We start from the raw sequence: 15348 nt of genomic DNA, 5'->3' as shown, positions 1-15348 counted from the left end.
ACGGTGTTCCCTGGTCGCGCACACCGCCCGTACGACCGCCCAGGAGCTCCCCGTGATCGCGCCGAACCAGCTGACCGACCCCACCGTCCGTGCCTTCGTCGCCGCCGTCAACGCGGGTGACCGGAACGCCTTCCGCGCCGTCCTCACCGAGGGCGCGACCATGTCCGACGACGGTTCCGACCGCGACCTCACCCAGTGGGCCGAGAAGGAGATCTGGTCCTCCAACGGCCACATGGACATCGAGACCGAGTCCGACGACGGCCGCGCCCTCGTCGCCAACTACCGCAACGACACGTGGGGCGATATGCGCACCGCATGGCGGTTCACCGTCACCGGCGACGGCCGCATCAGCCGCTTCGAAACGGGTCAGGCCTGACCCGTCGCCCCCGCTGCCCCGGCCGCCCGCAGCACCGCCGCCGTCAGGCGCCCGTTCTCCGGCGCGGCCCCGCCGGGGAAGGCGAACCGGCGGCGCGTGTACCCGTAGGCGAGCCCCGTCGCCGGGTCCGCCCACCCCAGCCCGCCCGACGCGCCGCAGTGCCCGAAGGCCTGCGGGCCCACCGCGTGCTGCCGCTCGAAGCCCAGCCCGAAGTGGTCCACCTCGGCGGTCACCCGGTCCTCGCCCGGGGTGTGGGGCCGCGCGACCTCGGCCGCCGTCTCCGGCTTCAGCAGCGCAGGCCGGCCGTCCAGCCCGCTGATCGCGGCCGCGTACATCCCCGCGACGCCGCGCGCCGTGCCGATGCCGCCGGCCGACGCCGGGCCCAGCGCCTTCACCTTCGGGTGGTTGCCGTACTCCAGCAGGTCCATCGCCGGATCCCGGTGCATGTTGAAGGCGACCGGCAGCAGCTCCGGCACGGCCGCCCCGGCCATCGCCGTCAGCTGCTCGGGCGTGGGGAGCATCTCCAGGACCGGCTTCCAGCGGCCCTCCAGCTCCTGCGGCAGGCCCATGTACAGGTCCAGCCCGTACGGCGCGCGGATCCGCTCCTCGAACACCTCCTGGAGGGAGCTGCCCGTGGCCCGCCGCACCACCTCGCCGACCAGCGCGCCGATCACGAAGGCGTGGTACCCGTACGCCGTCCCCGGTTCCCAGTACGGCTCCTGCCCGGCCAGCCGGGCCGCGATGAGCGCGTCGTCCGCGATCTCCGCATAGTCGAAGCCCTCGGCGCTGTTGACCAGTCCCGCCTGGTGCGAGACCAGCTGCCGCACCGTCAGCCGCTCCTTGCCGCCGCCCGTGAACTCCGGCCAGTACTCCGAGACACGGCGCTCCAGCTCCAGCAGGCCCTCCTGCACGAGCAGCGCCACCACCAGGTGCGCGCCGCCCTTGGTGATCGAGTAGACCCCGGTCAGGGTGTCGGCGCCGGTGTCCTGGCCGGCCCACAGGTCCACGACGCGGCGGCCGTCCCGGTACACCGCCAGCTGCGCCTCGGGGGAGTGCGCCTCGGCCGCGACGAAGGCCTCGAACTCCTCCCGTACGGGCTCCCAGCCCGCTGCCACCGTGCCGTACACGCCCGTACCCACACCCGCACTCCCGCTCATCGGGACTCCCTGTCGCTCGGTGCCGTCGCTTCACCCGCTAGAACGGAAGATGATCATGCGATATTCCGGAGCGCGGGCCCCGTACGGGTGAAAGCCCGCGCGGCCTCGTTGCAGCCCGCCGCGGGTCCCCGTTGGGCGGGGCATGAAGCGCACCCGCATCGCCGCTGTCGCCCTCGCCACCGCCGCAGCGGCCCTCGCCCCCGCCCTCGGCCAGCCTGCAACCGCCGCGGACGGTCCGTACCTGCAGGACCCGGCCGGCGGCGAGAAGGCGATGAAGTCGCAGTGGACCAAGGACGAGATGCACAAGCTGGAAGGACAGCTCCGCTTCTACCCCGGGATCCGGTACAAGACGGTGACCCGCCCCGGCCCCTCGGGCGCCTCCGAGTACGAGCGGCAGGTCGCCGACCCCAAGACCCTGGGCTGGCAGCCCTCGTTCGACTTCGGCTGGGCGGTGTCGGACTCGCAGCTGGTGAAGAAGGCCGTGACGACCAAGGACGGCAGGCACCCGATCGTCGTGCACGCCGTACTGCGCTCCGCGGACCACGCCAAGGCGGTCGAGGTGCGCCAGGAACTGGCGGACCGGCCGGCGACGGGGCGCGCCAAGGTCGAGGGCGGAAAGCGGATCGCCTGTGACACCGGTGCTTACACGGTGGAGTGGTCGCTCACGCGCTCGGGCTACGGGACGCTCACGGGGACGCTGAGCTGGGACTCCAGCTGTGAGCAGTACCGGACGGCGTTCTCGACGGAGAACGGCAAGGTCTGACCGGAGGCGGGCAGGGGGAGCGGGGAGAGGGCCGGCCGCCCCGTGCACCTTGTGAGTACGCGGCGGGCGACTGGTCCGAGGCCTTGGATCAAGAGCCGTGGCAGCCATTGTGCCGCACGGGGTGCGATGCGGCAGGGCGAAAGTCCCGTGTCGGGCGGGAAGTTCAGGTTTCAGTGCTTCCTTCCGGCCTCGTTCGCCTTGGCGGCGATCTCCTCGAGGACGGACTTCGCATCGCCGTTCGGTTCCACGGCGCGGCCGATGTTGCGCTTGATGGTGTCGCTGACCGTCACCCAGGACGGGTCGTTCACCGGGTACAGCTGGGCTCCGCGCAGGGCGGTCAGGAAGAACTGGTCGTTGCTGTCGAGGCCGGCGCCGGAGGGGTTGCGGGAGGCCGAGACGGTCGAGGGCAGCAGGTGGTAGCGGCCCGCGAAGTCCGACAGGTTCTTGTCCTTGTAGAGGAAGTCCAGGAACTTGCCGATCTCGGCGCGCTTTCCGTTCTGCTTGAACGCCATCATCCAGTCGGCGACCCCCACGGCCGGCGGGGTCTCCCCGGAGCCGAGCGTGTCCGAGACCGGCATGGTCGCGGTGCGGACGTCGATGCCCTTGGCGCGCGCCTCGTGGAGCAGCTGCGGGTAGCCGTTCAGCATGCCGACCTCGCCGCGCAAGAACGCGGCGAAGGCGTCCGCGCGGTTGAGTCGGGACGGCGGGACGGGCCCGGTCAGGCCGGGGCTCACCAGGTTGTCCTTCAGCCAGCGGAAGGTCTCGATGTTCTGGTCGGAGGCCAGGTTGTAGTTGCCGGCGCTGTCGGCGTAGCCGCCGCCGTTGCTCAGCTCCCAGATCATCGCCTCGGCGTGCGCCTCCTCCGGGCCCAGGGGCAGGGCGTACGGGTACTTCACGCCCTTGTCCTTGAGCGCCTTGGCGGCGGACTTCAGGTCGGACCAGTTCTTGGGTTCGCTGACGCCGGCCTGCTTGAAGAGGCTCTGGTTGTAGAAGAGGAGCCGGCTGCTCGCCACCCAGGGCAGGCCGTAGAGGGTGCTGCCGACCGTGCCGGCCTCGGCGAGCGGCTGCAGGAAGTTCGCCTCGGCGGTCACCGTGAGGAGTTCGTCCGCGGAATAGAGCTTGTCCTGTGCCGCGAAGTCCGAGTACGAGCCCATGAGAGCCATGTCCGGCGCATTGCCGGACTTGACCATACGGGTGACCTCGCGGTCGATGTCCGCCCACGGCAGGAGCTGGACCTCGACCTTGATGCCGGGGTTGGCGTTGGTGAAATCGGCCGTGGCCTTGTCCCAGAAGGCCTTGGAACTGGTGGCCTGGTTGTCGCCGTATTCCGCGGCGACCAGGCGCAGCGTGCCGCTGCCACCTGCGTCGTTGTCTGAACCGCCACATCCGGCCAGCGGGATCAGCAGACCGAGCACGACCGCGGTCGCGCCCGTGCCGAAGATTCTTCGTCGCACGGGTGTATTCCCCTGAATTTCTTTTGAGTCCCGTTACTACTTATGAGTTGCTCCGGGCTGGGGTGTCCGTCCGTGGCCCGTTGGCCGGAATTCTCTCCTGTGGAAGGGCGGTTGATTCCATTGGGTCGGAACTTGTGGTCAATGCTCCAAGTGCGGCTTTTCCGGCTGGTGTTTTCCGATATGTGATCAACAAATCGGACGCGCGTAGACATGCCGAAAGGCCCGATTCCGGCGCATTGGGGCTGCGGAACGGGTCGGGGGTGCGGATCAGGTCAGCGGGTCAGGTCGGGGGGCCGGTGCGCCCCGGGACCTTTCAGTCGGCGAACTCGCCCGCGTAGGGGTCGGGCTCGCCCGTCTCCGGGTTGCGGCCCTCCTGCCAGCGGCGCTGGGCCTTGCGCCAGTGCACGAAGCTGAGGTGCCCGCCGTCCCAGAAGGTGATGCTGACCGGGCTCACGTCGAACTCGTCGGAGCAGAGCCGGTACAGGAACTCGGCCATGCCGTACGGATACACGGCGAAGGCGTCGGCGGTGTGCCGGCCGACCACCAGGACGGGCCAGCGGTCCGGATCGGGGTCGGTGGTGAGCCAGCAGAGGATGTCGGAGCCGCCGGTGACGCCCCAGGCGATGATCGCCTCGGGGTCCACGCCGAAGGCGGCGCGGCCGCCCTCCGCCTCCCAGAGCTGGCGGGCGTTGTCGGTCTCCTCGGCCATCTCGGCGGGGTCCCACTGGAGGCCGGGCTTGGGGAGGGGGAGGAGGATGCTGGCCTCGCCGTTGATGGAGCCGGCGCCGAAGCGGCCCATGAAGGCGATGAAATCGGCCGGAAACCGGGTGTGCCAGGTGGCCTCGGCGGCCGGCCAGTCGATGTCCTCGTCGGCGCCGTGCGTCGCCGGCATGATCTGCTCCAGCGCCTTGATCCGCGCGTTCTCCGTCATGCCGCTCCCCTGAGACCCCAGCTCAACCGCCCCAACCTACCGCCGGGGCCGCGCGGGGCCTAGCGGCGGTTGAGACGGGTCCGGGCCGGCCGGGCCGTCGATGCGGAGCTGGGAGCCGACCTGCAGGCCCCAGGCGGCCATGGCACCGGCCTCGGCCTCCAGAACGTGCCGGGAGCGCAGCCGGGGGAGCCCGAGCCGACCGGGGGGCATGGTGGTCAGGGCGATGACGCGCAGGCGGCGGTCGAGGTACGCCACGTCGATCGCGAACCGCATCCGGAACGTGTGCACGCTCCCGGCGGGGGTGAGGAGCAGGGCGGCGCCGGGTATGCCGTCGCGGCCGAGGAGGCCGCGGGTGCGGGCCCGGTAGGAGGCCGCGATCTCCAGGGGCACCGGTTCCCGGTCCGGCCCGAGGCGGAGCAGGCCGTGGCTGGTGGTCATGCCGGCCAGGGTAGGGCCCCCGGGCCCATGCGGGTGGGGGCGTCTGCGCCTACCGTCGGCGGATGGGCCTGTTCGTGATCACCGCCGCCGCAGTGGCCTACGGCGTGGCCGCGGGCCTGATGCTGCCGCGGGCCGCGTACCGCCTGGCGGTCGAGCCGGATGAGCCGTGGCGGGACCGCTGCCCCGAAGGCCACCCGATCCGCGGCTGGCTGGGCCTGCCGTACTGCCGGGGGCGCCACGCCCAGGCCCCCGCGCCTCGAACGCCGGCAGGGCCGGATGGTGCCGGGCCCGAGCGCGCCGCCGCTGCCGGTCAGAGCGGCCGCGCCGCGGAGCCGGGGTCGGAGCGTGCCGCGTCGCATCGGTACGGGGGTTCCGTTGCGTGGAGCGGTGGCCTGGCCGGGGCGGTGTGCGGGGTGGTGGGGGGAGCCGTCGGGGGGCGGCCCGAAGGGGCGGTGTTCGTCGGGGTGGCGCCCGTGCTGCTCCTGCTGGCCCTGGTGGACCTGGCCGTGCAGCGGCTGCCCGACCTGCTCACCCTGCCCCTGGCCGGTGCCACCGCCGCCGGGCTCGGCGGAGCCGCACTGCTGCCCGGCGCCGGCGGGGACTGGTCCGGCGCGCTGCTCGGTGGCGCCGCGCTCGCAGGGGCGTACCTCCTGCTGTTCCTGATCAACCCCGCCGGCATGGGCTTCGGCGACGTCAAGCTGGCGCTTGCGCTCGGGGTCATCCTTGGGTGGTACGGCTGGGGGGTATGGGCCGTCGGGGCGTTCCTCGGGTTCCTCTACGGCGCCCTGTACGGGCTGGCCCTTGTGCTGCGGGGCCCCCGAGGCCGCCGGACGGCGTTTCCGTTCGGCCCCTTCATGGCCGCCGGAGCCCTCACCGGAGTGCTGCTGGGCGGTTTCGGAGCGTAATCATCTTGCGCCGATGCACGCATCACGCTTTACGAAGGGTTATGGTGGAACCCCCCCCTCGGGCCGGTCCGTATCCCCCCCACGGACCGGCCCGTTTTTTGTTTCCACCACGGGCCAAGCAAAAGCGCAGGTCAGCTGCGTTGGGCCCAGATGTTGGTGCCGGGGGTGGACACCGCGAAGGAGTCGATCTCCTTGAGCTCCTCCTCCGAGAGCGGCGCACCGCCCAAAGACGCCACGTTCTGCTCCAGCTGCGACACGCTCGAAGCGCCGATCAGCGCCGAGGTCATCCGCTCGTCCCGGAGCACCCAGTTCAGCGCCAGCTGCGCCAGCGACTGCCCGCGGCGGGCCGCGATCTCGTTCAGGCCGGCCAGGCGGCGGACCACGTCCTGCGACAGCAGGTCCGGGTTCAGGGACTTGCCCGCGGCGGCCCGCGAGTCCTCCGGGATGCCCTTCAGGTACTTGCCGGTCAGCAGCCCCTGCGCGAGCGGCGCGAAGGAGATGCAGCCCATGCCGGCCTCCTCCAGGGTGTCCAGCAGGCCGTCCTCCTCCGTCCAGCGGTTGATCATGGAGTACGAGGGCTGGTGGATGAGGGGGCGGACGCCCATCTCGCGCAGGATGCGCGCGGCCTCGGCCGTCTGCTCGGCCGTGTACGAGGACACGCCCACGTACAGCGCCTTGCCCTGCTGGACCGCGGACGCGAGCGCGCCCATGGTCTCCTCCAGCGGGGTCTCCGGGTCGAAGCGGTGCGAGTAGAAGATGTCGACGTAGTCCACGCCCATCCGCTTCAGCGAGGCGTCGAGCGAGCTCATCAGGTACTTCCGGCTGCCCCACTCCCCGTACGGCCCCTCGTGCATGAAGTAGCCGGCCTTGGTGGAGAGGATGAGCTGGTCGCGGTAGGACGCGAAGTCCTGCGCGAAGATCTTGCCGAAGTTGAGCTCGGCCGAGCCGGGGGGCGGGCCGTAGTTGTTCGCCAGGTCGAAGTGGGTGACGCCGAGGTCGAAGGCCCGGCGCAGGATCGCCCGCTGGGACTCGAGGGACTTGTCGTCACCGAAGTTGTGCCAGAGGCCGAGGGAGATGGCGGGGAGCTTGAGGCCGCTGTGGCCGGTGCGCCGGTACTGCATGGAGTCGTAGCGCGAGGGCTCTGCCCGATAGGGATTGTTATCAGTCACGTTGTCCTCCCTATCACGGACTTGTGACAGACCGAGTTGGGTACCCGATCCCGCCGCGCAGTAATGTGGCGGCCTCGGGGGAAGGACCGCATTCCGCACGGGGGCATTGCACGGAGGGGCTGGAAGATCGTGAAGCTGCGCGACCTGGTGTACAGGCTCTACGCACGCCGGGTGGAAGGCCGCCTCGACCATGACGCGTCGCCCAAGCACATCGGCGTGATCCTGGACGGGAACCGGCGCTGGGCGAAGGCGTCCGGAGGTACGACGGAGCAGGGCCACCAGGCGGGGGCCGACAAGATCTCCGAGATGCTGGGCTGGTGCACCGAGACCGACGTCGAGGTCGTCACCCTGTGGATGCTGTCCACGGACAACCTGGACCGGCCGGAGGTCGAGCTCCGCCCGCTGCTCAACATCATCGAGAACACGGTCCGGGGACTGGCCGCGGACGGCCGCTGGCGCGTCCACCACGTCGGCAACCTCGACATCCTGCCCGCGCAGACGCAGTCGGTGCTGAAGGAGGCCGAGCAGGCCACCCACGACGTCGGCGGGATACTCGTCAACGTCGCCGTCGGCTACGGCGGCCGCCAGGAGATCGCCGACGCGGTCCGCTCCCTGCTGCTCGAGCACGCGGAGAAGGGCACCTCGTTCGAGGAGCTCGCCGAGATCCTCGACATCGACCACATCGCCGAGCACCTCTACACGCGCGGCCAGCCCGATCCGGACCTGGTCATCCGCACCAGCGGCGAGCAGCGGCTCTCCGGATTCATGCTGTGGCAGAGCGCGCACTCCGAGTACTACTTCTGCGAGGTCTTCTGGCCGGCCTTCCGCAAGGTCGACTTCCTGCGGGCGCTGCGCGACTACGCCGCCCGCCACCGCCGCTACGGCACCTGACGCCCCCTCGGCACGGCACTTTTCGGAACCTCTCGCGGCGCGCCCCGGACCTCCGGCGGCGCGCCGTCGCCGTACTCCCGGGGGTCCCCCCGGCCCGGGCCGTCCTTCCTGCAAGGCCTTCACCAGGGATTCACCGAGCGTCCGTCATATGCCATGGCATGGCCGGGCCTGATCGGGGAATATCCCTTTCAGGTCGATGCCCGATCCACGGGTGTCGAGTCTCAGCGGACGGCATGGGGTCGTCCGCCCGGGAGGCCCTTTGCACCAGGACGCACGTGCGGTTCGCACGGACGAATGGGAGGGCCGGAAATCGGCCCCGGCATGGGTGCCGATGACCGGTCCGGTCTTCATGGCCCGACCTCTTCCGAGGGGGTACGTCCTTCCGTGGTGACCAGCACAAAGCGCCGCCTGCCCGACAGGCGGACCTACGTCCTCGACACCAGCGTCCTGCTGGCAGACCCCAACGCGATCAAGCGGTTCGACGAGCACGAGGTCGTGCTCCCGATCGTGGTGATCACCGAGCTGGAGGCAAAGAGGCACCATCCCGAACTCGGCTACTTCGCCCGTCAGGCCCTGCGCCTGCTCGACGACTTCCGGGTTCGCTACGGTCGCCTCGACGCCCCCATCCCGCTGGGCGATCTGGGCGGCAGCCTTCGTGTCGAGCTCAACCACTCCGACCCCGGTGTCCTGCCGGCCGGCTTCCGGTTGGGGGACAACGACTCGCGGATCCTCGCGGTCGCCCGCAATCTCCAGGCCGAGGGCTACGACGTCACGGTCGTCTCGAAGGATCTCCCGCTGCGCATCAAAGCCTCCTCCGTGGGGCTGCTCGCCGAGGAGTACCGGGCGGAGCTCGCGATCACCGACGCCGGCTGGACCGGCATGAGTGAGCTCGCGCTGTCCGGGGAGCAGGTCGACCTGCTCTACTCCGAGGAGCGGCTGTACGTACCGGAGGCCGCCGAACTGCCCGTGCACACCGGGCTGGTCCTCCAGTCCGAGCGCGGCAAGGCCCTGGGCCGGGTCACCGCGGACGGCAACGTCCGGCTCGTACGGGGCGACCGCGAGGCCTTCGGGCTGCACGGCCGCAGCGCCGAGCAGCGGATCGCCCTCGACCTGCTGCTCGACCCGGAGATCGGGATCATCTCCATGGGCGGCCGGGCCGGCACCGGAAAGTCGGCGCTGGCGCTGTGTGCGGGCCTGGAGGCGGTGCTCGAGCGGAGGCAGCACCAGAAGGTGATGGTCTTCCGGCCGCTGTACGCGGTGGGCGGCCAGGACCTCGGCTACCTGCCCGGGGACGCGTCCGAGAAGATGAGCCCCTGGGCGCAGGCGGTCTTCGACACCCTCTCGGCGGTGGCCGGGCGCGAGGTCATCGAGGAGGTGCTGAACCGGGGGATGCTGGAGGTCCTGCCGCTCACGCACATCCGCGGGCGCTCGCTGCACGACGCCTTCGTGATCGTGGACGAGGCGCAGTCGCTGGAGCGGAACGTCCTGCTGACCGTTCTGTCCCGAATCGGTGCGAATTCGAGGGTTGTTCTGACCCACGACGTCGCCCAGCGGGACAATCTCCGGGTCGGCCGGTACGACGGCGTGGTGGCGGTCGTTGAGAAGCTGAAGGGGCACCCCCTCTTCGCGCACGTCACGCTCACCCGCTCCGAGCGCTCCCCGATCGCCGCACTGGTCACCGAGATGCTCGAGTCCCTGTAGGGGCGAAGGGGGTAAAACCCCCATAGCGGGAAAGTGAGTTGGCGCCGCCCGGCAAAGGCCTGAGAGCCTAGCCGGGCGGCGTCGTGCTGCACAGCCCTTTGAGGAAACCAACGGCAACATGCCAGGTGTGACGTTTCCCACGCAACGGAGAATTGCCTTGCGGTGTCGGGGTCCGGCAGAGTCTGTTTTCCGTCAGGCCCCGCATACGGCACACCTGTATCTCCCGTTACTACGACGGGAGGTGCAAGCAGCACCACAACTCCACAGTCGTTCGCCGTATGCCGCCCGAGCACCACGCGGCAGCCCCCGCAAGGGAGTTGCCCACGGGCCCGCGCCTCCAGTGATCGCAGCACCACGGAGGCCAGTGTCGAGGGGCACTATTGCGCCCGCCCGGTCACTGCGGACGCTGCTGGAAGGACACCGTGTGAGCCGGATCTCGGTCCGGGGATTCGCTGTGGCTTCGGCCACCGCAGTCACCACCGTCGGCGCAGTCGTGGGCGTTGCCGCTGGCGACCCCGCCTCGAACGATCTCGAGACCACCGCGTCCGGGGCGACCCTCCTCGCCGACATCCCGGTCGGCGAGCAGGCACAGGTCCAGAACGCGTCCCTGACGCAGCAGGCCGATGCCATCGCCCAGGGCGCCGACACCGACGCCAAGCGCGTCGCCGAGGAAGCCGCCCGCATCCAGGCCGCCGAGGACGCCAAGTCCAAGAAGGCCGAGGCGCAGAAGGCCGCCGACGAGAAGGCGAAGAAGGACCGCGAGGAGAAGGAGCAGATCGCCAGCCGCTCCGCGTCCCGCAGCGCCGGTGACTTCGCCGTCCAGAGCTCCTACACGGTCGCCCAGGTCAAGGACATCGCCCGCCAGATCGTCCCGGCCGGGCAGTTCCAGTGCTTCTCGAACATCATCAACGAGGAATCCACCTGGAACTACAAGGCCGTGAACTCGTCCTCGGGCGCGTACGGTCTGGTCCAGGCGCTCCCGGGCTCGAAGATGTCCTCGGTCGCCGACGACTGGCGCACCAACCCGGCCACCCAGATCCAGTGGGGCCTCAACTACATGAACGGGCGCTACGGCAGCCCGTGCAGCGCCTGGAGCTTCCACCAGGCCAACGGCTGGTACTAGTACCGGCCACCCGCTCAACCCCGGGGAGCCCCGCACCGTCCTACGGTGCGGGGCTCCTCGCGTGTACGGTCTTCGAGGTGTGTCCACGGGCGGGGGAAGGGAAGATCATGGCGAAGAGGGCAGGCTGGCTGGGCCGGCTCGGGAACAGGCTGAGCCGCATGGAGGCGCAGCTCCAGGCGCGGCGTGCCGAGGTCGAGGCGGAGAGCATCGGCGCCGCTCCGATCCCGGTCGCCGCTCCGGTCGCCGCCCGTACGGGCGCCGGCGCGGGGGCCGCTGCGGGGACTCCGGCAGCCCCGGCGCCCACCCCTGAGCCCGGCGCTCCCGCCGAGCAGCCCGGCCACCCGCACCCGCCCGTCCTGCGCGGGCGTCCCGACCCGGTGAGCGTCGTCCCGTGGGGCATGCGCGTCGCCGCCGAGGTCAGCTGGCGGCTGCTGCTGCTCGCCGGGATGCTCTGGGTCGTGATGAAGGTGATCAGCGAAGTCCGCCTGGTCGTCCTCGCCTTCGCCGCCGCCCTGCTCGTCACCGCGCTGCTCCAGCCCTTCGTGGTCCGGCTGCGCCGGCTCGGGCTGCCGCGCGGGCTCGCCACCGCCGTCACCGCGATCCTCGGGTTCGTGGTCATCGGGCTGGTCGGCTGGTTCGTGGTCTGGCAGGTCATGGAGAACCTCGACGACCTCTCCGCCCGCGTCCGCGACGGCATCAACGAGCTCAAACTCTGGGCACTGGACAGTCCGTTCCACGTGACCGAGAAGCAGATCAACGACATCGCGAAGAACCTCAGCGAGACCATCGGCACCAACACCGAGCAGATCACCTCCGCCGGCCTCCAGGGCGTGACGGTCCTCGTCGAGGTGCTCACGGGCATCCTGCTCGCGATGTTCTCGACCCTGTTCCTGCTCTACGACGGCAAGCGCATCTGGACCTGGGTGCAGGGCCTGGTCCCGGCCGCCGCCCGCCCCGGTGTCGCGGGCGCCGGTCCGCGCGCCTGGCGCACGCTGACGGCGTACGTCCGCGGTACGGTGCTCGTCGCGCTCATCGACGCCATCTTCATCGGCCTCGGCATCTACTTCCTCAAGGTGCCGATGGCGGTGCCGCTGGCCGTCTTCATCTTCCTGTTCGCCTTCATCCCGCTCGTCGGTGCGGTGGTCTCGGGCGCCCTCGCGGTGGTCGTCGCCCTGGTGACCCAGGGACCGTGGACCGCGCTGATGGTGCTGGCCGTGGTGCTGGCCGTGCAGCAGATCGAGGGGCACGTGCTGCAGCCCTTCATCCTGGGCCGGGCGGTACGGGTGCACCCGCTCGCGGTGGTGCTGTCGGTGGCCGCGGGCGGCATGGTCGCGGGCATCGGCGGAGCGGTGGTCGCCGTCCCGCTGGTCGCCGTCACCAACACGGTGGTCGTCTACCTGCGGGCCTACTCCCGCGACCAGCTCCTGCACGGTGCGGCGGCGATCGGCCCCGGTCCGCACGGCGCGACGGCGTTCGAGCAGGCCACGCGGGAGGCCGGGAGTGATCAGCGAGCCTGAGCTCGAGGGGGAGTGGGACTCCGGCCGGCCGGCCATGCCGGCGCAGGAGCCCGACGCCCCGCGCGAGCGCGTACGGGGGGCCCGTACGGCCTGGTTATGGGCCCTCGGCGGGGCCGTGGTGGCCTCGGCCGTCTGGGCGGGGGTCCTGGTGGCGCAGGATCGTTTCGCCGCCGCCGTGCCGCGGATCTCGTACCGGCACGCCGAGGACCTGTGCAAGGTGAAGCTGACCGCGGTGTCCGCGGCCACCGCGCAGCTCACGGGGGACTACGCACGCCACGGCGAGCACCCCGCGCTCGACTGGGCGTACTGCGTGCACGGCGGGCGGTTCGCCGAGGGTCACCTGTCGTACGGGGCCGAGGCGGCGGTCGAGCTGCACAAGAAGACCGATCCCCGCACGGAGTTCGGCGCGGACCCCGCCGGCCTCAGGGGCATCGGGGGAATGGCGAGTTCGGGCGGCGAGGTGGAGCAGGTCTCCGGGCTCGGCGAGCGTGCGCTGCTCACCCGGCGGGTCGGTGGCTCACGGCTCCAAGTGCTCGACGGGGGCGCCGTCTTCACCATCACCGTCGAATGGTTCGGGGAGCCGAACGACCCGGACCCGGACGAGGACGCCGTCCAGGCGGCGATGATCGAGGACATGCGCACCCTGATGACGAGCCTGCGCAAGTGAACGGCCGGGGCACGTGAACGACAGGGCCCCCGCTGCCGGGAACGGCTGCGGGGGCCCTGGGCCTCGTACGAGGAGGACTACTCGGCGGCGAGGGCGGCCTCGGCGTCGAGGGTGACCGCGACGGCCTGGATCACCGAGGCGATCTTGAAGGCCTCCTGGATCGTCTCGCGGTCGACGCCGGCCTTGCGCAGGACCTGCTCGTGCGAGTCCAGGCACTGGCCACAGCCGTTGATCGCGGAGACGGCGAGCGACCACAGCTCGAAGTCGACCTTCTCCACGCCCGGGTTGCCGATGACGTTCATCCGCAGGCCCGCGCGCAGCGTGCCGTACTCCGGGTCGGAGAGCAGGTGCCGCGTGCGGTAGAAGACGTTGTTCATCGCCATGACCGCGGCCGCGGACTTGGCGGCGGTGTACGCCTCCGGCGACAGGGCCGCCTTCGCCTCCGGCTCCAGCTCACGCAGGACGCGCGGGGAGCGGGCGGCGATCGCGCAGGACAGGACCGTGCCCCACAGCTGCTGCTGCGGGAGGTCGCTGTTGCCGATGACCGAGCCGAGGTTCAGCTTCAGGTCCTTGGCGAAGTCCGGTATGGCGGACTTGAGGGAGTCGAGGGACATCCGTCACTCACCGGCCAGCAGCGCGCCGGCGTCCAGGGTGCCCTCGCCCTTGTTCCAGTTGCAGGGGCACAGCTCGTCGGTCTGCAGGGCGTCGAGGACCCGCAGGACCTCCTTGGGGTTACGGCCCACGGAACCGGCGGTCACCATCGTGAACTGGATCTCGTTGTTCTGGTCGACGATGAAGACGGCGCGCTGCGCGAAGCCGTCCTCGCCCTGCACGCCACAGGCCTGCATGAGCTCGTGCTTGGAGTCGGCCAGCATCGGGAAGGGCAGGTCACGCAGGTCGGCGTGGTCCTTGCGCCAGGCGTGGTGGACGAACTCGGAGTCGCCGGAGACGCCGAGGACCTGGGCGTCGCGGTCCTGGAACTCCTCGTTCAGCTTGCCGAACGCGGCGATCTCGGTCGGGCAGACGAAGGTGAAGTCCTTCGGCCAGAAGAACACCACGCGCCACTTGCCCTCATGGGTCTTGTGGTCGATCTGGGCGAACTCGCTGCCGGCCTCGAGCGAGACGCAAGCGGTCAGATCGTAGGTGGGGAACTTGTCACCGACAGTGAGCACGTGCTCTCCTTGCAGAAGCGGAAAATAGCCCTTTTGGGGGTTTTCCGAGGGGGTTGGACGGATCTCACATGCTGGCACAGCAGGATTGATTACGGAAATAGCTAGACTCGAGGCGGGTGATCGGAGGTCCCTATCAGTGGCTGTCGGTAATAGAGGAGCGAAGCAGGCGACGCTCGCGCAGCTGCGCGCGTTCGCGGCCGTCGCCGAGCACCTGCACTTCCGGGACGCCGCCGCGGCCATCGGAATGAGCCAGCCGGCGCTCTCCGGCGCCGTCTCCGCGCTGGAGGAGGCCCTCGGCGTGCAGCTGCTGGAGCGCACCACCCGCAAGGTGCTGCTCTCGCCGGCGGGCGAGCGGATCGCGGCCCGGGCCCGGGCGGTCCTCGACGCCATGGGCGGGCTGCTGGAGGAGGCCGAGGCGGTACGGGCCCCCTTCACCGGAATCCTGCGGCTCGGGGTGATCCCGACGGTGGCCCCGTACCTGCTGCCGACCGTGCTCGGGCTGTTCCACCGGCGCTACCCGCGGATGGACCTCCAGGTACACGAGGAGCAGACCTCCTCGCTGCTGGACGGGCTGGCCGCCGGACGGCTCGACCTGCTGCTGCTCGCGGTCCCGCTCGGCGTTCCCGGGGTCACCGAACTGCCCGTCTTCGACGAGGACTTCGTCCTCCTCGCACCCCGGGAACACCCGCTCGCCGGGCGCAGGGACATCCCGCGCGAGGAACTGCGGGGCCTGCAACTGCTGTTGCTCGACGAGGGGCACTGCCTGCGCGACCAGGCCCTGGACATCTGCCGCGAGGCCGGCCGGACCGACGGGGCGGACGTCACCACGACCGCCGCCGGGCTGTCCACCCTCGTACAACTGGTCGCCGGGGGACTGGGGGTGACGCTGTTGCCGCGTACCGCGCTGCGGCTGGAGACCGCCCGCAACGAGTACCTGGCCACCGGGTACTTCGCCGAGCCCGCGCCGTCGCGGCGGATCGCCCTCGCGATGCGCACGGGCACGGCCCGCCAGGAGGAGTTCCGGGCCATGGCGGGCGCCTTGCGCGAAGCCGTACGCCCGCTCCCGGTGTGGCCCGCCGAGTAG

General features: G+C 70.8%; 16 protein-coding genes. 9 read left to right on the top strand and 7 right to left on the bottom strand.

What is annotated here, in order from left to right; all coding sequences use genetic code 11:
* Window positions 1-52 precede the first annotated feature (52 nt).
* Window positions 53-376 carry a nuclear transport factor 2 family protein gene (locus tag AB5J51_RS15930; RefSeq protein WP_369777927.1) on the top strand — a complete coding sequence of 108 codons (324 nt, stop codon included), beginning with the start codon at window positions 53-55 and terminating at the stop codon, window positions 374-376.
* Here the strand turns inward: AB5J51_RS15930 and AB5J51_RS15925 are convergent.
* Window positions 367-1533 (bottom strand): serine hydrolase domain-containing protein, encoded by a 1167-nt coding sequence (locus tag AB5J51_RS15925; protein WP_369777926.1) that lies wholly within the window; start codon window positions 1531-1533, stop codon window positions 367-369. The two genes, AB5J51_RS15930 and AB5J51_RS15925, sit on opposite strands and share 10 nt — an antisense overlap.
* 142 nt (window positions 1534-1675) lie before the next feature.
* Between AB5J51_RS15925 and AB5J51_RS15920 the strand changes: the two genes are divergently transcribed.
* Entirely contained in the window at window positions 1676-2296 is a 621-nt protein-coding gene (locus AB5J51_RS15920; protein WP_136225232.1) for a hypothetical protein, read from the top strand.
* A 170-nt stretch (window positions 2297-2466) separates the two neighbouring features.
* Here AB5J51_RS15920 and AB5J51_RS15915 read toward each other — a convergent pair whose 3' ends face one another.
* The 3 genes from AB5J51_RS15915 to AB5J51_RS15905 form a co-directional block, all read right to left on the bottom strand.
* On the bottom strand, window positions 2467-3750 hold the full coding sequence (locus tag AB5J51_RS15915; protein WP_053786246.1) for an ABC transporter substrate-binding protein: 1284 nt from the start codon (window positions 3748-3750) through the stop codon (window positions 2467-2469).
* Between the two features lie 313 nt (window positions 3751-4063).
* Window positions 4064-4681, bottom strand: a complete 618-nt coding sequence (locus AB5J51_RS15910) for an SMI1/KNR4 family protein (RefSeq protein WP_030290959.1) — start codon at window positions 4679-4681, stop codon at window positions 4064-4066.
* Between the two features lie 36 nt (window positions 4682-4717).
* Window positions 4718-5119: a DUF192 domain-containing protein gene (locus AB5J51_RS15905; RefSeq protein ID WP_053786245.1), complete on the bottom strand. Its 402-nt coding sequence runs from the start codon at window positions 5117-5119 to the stop codon at window positions 4718-4720.
* A gap of 62 nt (window positions 5120-5181) precedes the next feature.
* On the opposite strand from AB5J51_RS15905, the gene AB5J51_RS15900 reads away from it, so the two are divergent.
* A complete protein-coding gene (locus tag AB5J51_RS15900; protein ID WP_369777925.1) occupies window positions 5182-6024 on the top strand; it encodes a prepilin peptidase in 843 nt (280 codons plus the stop codon).
* 131 nt (window positions 6025-6155) lie between these two features.
* Here the strand turns inward: AB5J51_RS15900 and mgrA are convergent, their stop codons facing one another.
* Window positions 6156-7193, bottom strand: coding sequence for an L-glyceraldehyde 3-phosphate reductase (mgrA, locus tag AB5J51_RS15895; RefSeq protein ID WP_053786243.1), 1038 nt, complete (start codon window positions 7191-7193; stop codon window positions 6156-6158).
* A 129-nt stretch (window positions 7194-7322) separates the two neighbouring features.
* Here mgrA and AB5J51_RS15890 point away from each other — a divergent pair, with 129 nt between their 5' ends.
* The 5 genes from AB5J51_RS15890 to AB5J51_RS15870 all read left to right on the top strand — a co-directional run bounded on the left by AB5J51_RS15890 (window position 7323) and on the right by AB5J51_RS15870 (window position 13092).
* The gene (locus tag AB5J51_RS15890; protein WP_369777924.1) at window positions 7323-8084 is read left to right on the top strand and encodes an isoprenyl transferase; all 762 of its coding nucleotides are present in this window, start codon (window positions 7323-7325) and stop codon (window positions 8082-8084) included.
* 384 nt (window positions 8085-8468) lie between these two features.
* Window positions 8469-9785: a PhoH family protein gene (locus AB5J51_RS15885; RefSeq protein WP_053786241.1), complete on the top strand. Its 1317-nt coding sequence runs from the start codon at window positions 8469-8471 to the stop codon at window positions 9783-9785.
* A gap of 406 nt (window positions 9786-10191) precedes the next feature.
* Window positions 10192-10908, top strand: coding sequence for a transglycosylase SLT domain-containing protein (locus AB5J51_RS15880; RefSeq protein ID WP_199828030.1), 717 nt, complete (start codon window positions 10192-10194; stop codon window positions 10906-10908).
* 107 nt (window positions 10909-11015) lie between these two features.
* On the top strand, window positions 11016-12425 hold the full coding sequence (locus tag AB5J51_RS15875) for an AI-2E family transporter (protein ID WP_053786239.1): 1410 nt from the start codon (window positions 11016-11018) through the stop codon (window positions 12423-12425).
* Window positions 12409-13092: a hypothetical protein gene (locus AB5J51_RS15870; RefSeq protein ID WP_133897027.1), complete on the top strand. Its 684-nt coding sequence runs from the start codon at window positions 12409-12411 to the stop codon at window positions 13090-13092. The genes AB5J51_RS15875 and AB5J51_RS15870 overlap by 17 nt, the downstream gene beginning before the upstream one ends.
* A gap of 77 nt (window positions 13093-13169) precedes the next feature.
* Here AB5J51_RS15870 and AB5J51_RS15865 read toward each other — a convergent pair whose 3' ends face one another.
* Both AB5J51_RS15865 and AB5J51_RS15860 read right to left on the bottom strand, forming a co-directional pair.
* Window positions 13170-13706 carry an alkyl hydroperoxide reductase gene (locus AB5J51_RS15865; RefSeq protein ID WP_053786237.1) on the bottom strand — a complete coding sequence of 179 codons (537 nt, stop codon included), beginning with the start codon at window positions 13704-13706 and terminating at the stop codon, window positions 13170-13172.
* 3 nt (window positions 13707-13709) lie between these two features.
* Window positions 13710-14264 (bottom strand): peroxiredoxin, encoded by a 555-nt coding sequence (locus AB5J51_RS15860; protein WP_053786236.1) that lies wholly within the window; start codon window positions 14262-14264, stop codon window positions 13710-13712.
* A 136-nt stretch (window positions 14265-14400) separates the two neighbouring features.
* Here AB5J51_RS15860 and AB5J51_RS15855 point away from each other — a divergent pair, with 136 nt between their 5' ends.
* On the top strand, window positions 14401-15348 hold the full coding sequence (locus AB5J51_RS15855; protein WP_053786235.1) for a hydrogen peroxide-inducible genes activator: 948 nt from the start codon (window positions 14401-14403) through the stop codon (window positions 15346-15348).

Source organism: Streptomyces sp. R33 (assembly GCF_041200175.1).
In the GTDB taxonomy this organism is placed as follows: domain Bacteria; phylum Actinomycetota; class Actinomycetes; order Streptomycetales; family Streptomycetaceae; genus Streptomyces; species Streptomyces katrae_B.
The sequence above is the reverse complement of the archived record's forward strand: the minus strand, read 5'-3'. Positions and strand labels throughout refer to the sequence as shown.

What these genes read in the sequence shown, in the direction of transcription:
- AB5J51_RS15925 (WP_369777926.1), bottom strand. Translation starts at nt 1,533, where the DNA reads ATGAGCGGGAGTGCGGGTGTGGGTACGGGCGTGTACGGCACGGTGGCA.
- AB5J51_RS15920 (WP_136225232.1), top strand. Translation starts at nt 1,676, where the DNA reads ATGAAGCGCACCCGCATCGCCGCTGTCGCCCTCGCCACCGCCGCAGCG.
- AB5J51_RS15910 (WP_030290959.1), bottom strand. Translation starts at nt 4,681, where the DNA reads ATGACGGAGAACGCGCGGATCAAGGCGCTGGAGCAGATCATGCCGGCG.
- AB5J51_RS15905 (WP_053786245.1), bottom strand. Translation starts at nt 5,119, where the DNA reads ATGACCACCAGCCACGGCCTGCTCCGCCTCGGGCCGGACCGGGAACCG.
- AB5J51_RS15900 (WP_369777925.1), top strand. Translation starts at nt 5,182, where the DNA reads ATGGGCCTGTTCGTGATCACCGCCGCCGCAGTGGCCTACGGCGTGGCC.
- AB5J51_RS15875 (WP_053786239.1), top strand. Translation starts at nt 11,016, where the DNA reads ATGGCGAAGAGGGCAGGCTGGCTGGGCCGGCTCGGGAACAGGCTGAGC.
- AB5J51_RS15865 (WP_053786237.1), bottom strand. Translation starts at nt 13,706, where the DNA reads ATGTCCCTCGACTCCCTCAAGTCCGCCATACCGGACTTCGCCAAGGAC.